The sequence below is a fragment of the Bradyrhizobium sp. genome, assembly GCF_019244115.1.
Lineage (GTDB): Bacteria > Pseudomonadota > Alphaproteobacteria > Rhizobiales > Xanthobacteraceae > Bradyrhizobium.
In genome coordinates, this window is sequence record NZ_JAFATE010000487.1 from 1 (window position 1) to 2,020 (window position 2,020).

Here is a 2,020-nt window from a genome sequence, read left to right on the forward strand (position 1 = left end):
CGACCGCAAACCATTCGTGCACTTTACCGGCCGCGCCTATGTACTGCCGCGCACCGGCCAGCGCGGCATTCCCCTGGTCAGCGTCAATACGCCGGCGGTGACCGTCAACGTCTACCGGATCGGCGACCGCAATTTGATCAACGCCGTCATCGACAGCGACTTCCAGCGCCCGATCTCGAGCTACCAGCTCTCCGATCTCGGCGACCAGCGCGGCATGAAGGTGTGGACCGGCGAGCTTGCCACCGCCACCACGCTGAACCAGGACGTCACGACCGCGTTCCCAGTCGACCAGGCGCTCGGCGAGTTGCAGGCGGGCGTCTATGTGATGACGGCGGCGCCGAAGACGCCGACGGGGAACGACGACGAGAGCCAGCTCGCCACGCAATGGTTCATCGTCTCCGATCTCGGCATCGCCGCGTTCTCCGGCAATGACGGCATCCATGTCTTCGTCAATTCGCTTGCCTCGACCGAGGCGGTGCCGCATGCCGAGGTGCGCCTGATCGCCCGCAATAACGAAATCTTGGCCAGCCGCAAGACCGACGAGGCCGGTCACGTGCTGTTCGAGACCGGGCTCGCGCGCGGCGAGGGCGGGCTGTCGCCGGCGATGCTGACGGTGACGGGCGAAAAGACCGACTACGCATTCCTCAGTCTCAAGACCAACGCCTTCGACTTGACCGACCGCGGCGTCGCCGGGCGCGAGGCGCCGGAGGGCGCCGACGCCTTCGTCTATGCCGAGCGTGGCGTCTACCGCTCCAACGAAACGGTGTATCTGACCGCGCTGCTCCGCGACGGGCTCGGCAACGCGCTCGGCGGCACGCCGCTGACGCTGGTGGTGGAACGCCCTGATGGAGTCGAGTTCCGCCGCGCGGTGCTGGCTGACCAGGGCGCGGGCGGGCGGACGCTGTCCGTGTCGCTCAATTCGGCGGTGCCGAGCGGGACCTGGCGGGTGCGCGCGTTCACCGATCCCAAGGGCTCGGCGGTCGGCGAGACCACCTTCATGGTCGAGGACTACATCCCCGAGCGGCTGGAATTCGACCTGAGCTCGAAGAACAAGCTGATCAAGGCGGAGGCGCCGGTCGAGCTGAAGGTGGACGGCCATTTCCTCTATGGCGCACCGGCCTCGAACCTGCAGGTCGAAGGCGACATGCTGGTTGCGCCGGCCGCGGAGCGCGCGGGTTTTCCGGGCTACAAGTTCGGCGTCGCCGATGAGGAGACCACCTCGAACGAGCGCACGCCGATCGAGAACCTGCCGGAGACCGACGACAACGGCATTGCGACCTTCGCGGTCAGCCTCGCCAAGCCGCCGACCTCGACGCGGCCGCAGGAGGCGCAGATCTTCATCCGCATGGCGGAGACCGGCGGGCGCGCGGTCGAGCGCAAGATCGTGCTGCCAGTCGCGGCGAGCGCAGCCGAGATCGGCGTAAAACCGCTGTTCGGCGACAACAGTGTCGCGGAAGGCGACAAGGCCGAGTTCGATGTCGTGTTCGCCTCGCCCGATGGCAAGACGCTGGCGCGCTCGGGCCTGCGCTACGAGCTGATGAAGCTGGAGTCGCGCTATCAATGGTACCGGCAGGATTCGTTTTGGCAATATGAGCCGGTCAAGTCGACCAGGCGTGTCGCCGACGGCGATCTTGCCATCGCGGCCGACAAGCCGGCGCGGATCTCGCTGCTGCCCGAGCCGGGCCGCTACCGCCTCGACGTGAAATCGACCGAGGCCGATGGCCCGCTGACCTCGGTGCAGTTCGACGTCGGCTGGTATTCCGAGGGCGGCGCCGACACGCCGGACCTGCTGGAGACCTCGATCGACAAGCCGCAATATGCGTCCGGCGACACCATGGTGGTCACGGTCAATACGCGCAGCGCCGGCAAGCTCACCGTCAACGTGCTCGGCGACCGCCTGCTGACGACGCAGACGGTCGACATCAGGGAAGGCACGTCGCAGGTGAAAATTCCGGTCGGCAAGGACTGGGGCAGCGGTGCCTATGTGCTGACCACCTTGCGGCGGCCGCTGGACACGGCG

Annotated in this window: 1 protein-coding gene; it reads left to right on the plus strand. The window is 67.1% G+C overall.

What is annotated here, in order from left to right:
• Positions 1-2,020, plus strand: a 2,020-nt coding sequence (locus JOZ76_RS21380) for an alpha-2-macroglobulin family protein (protein ID WP_291701571.1), incomplete at both ends; no start/stop codon positions are given.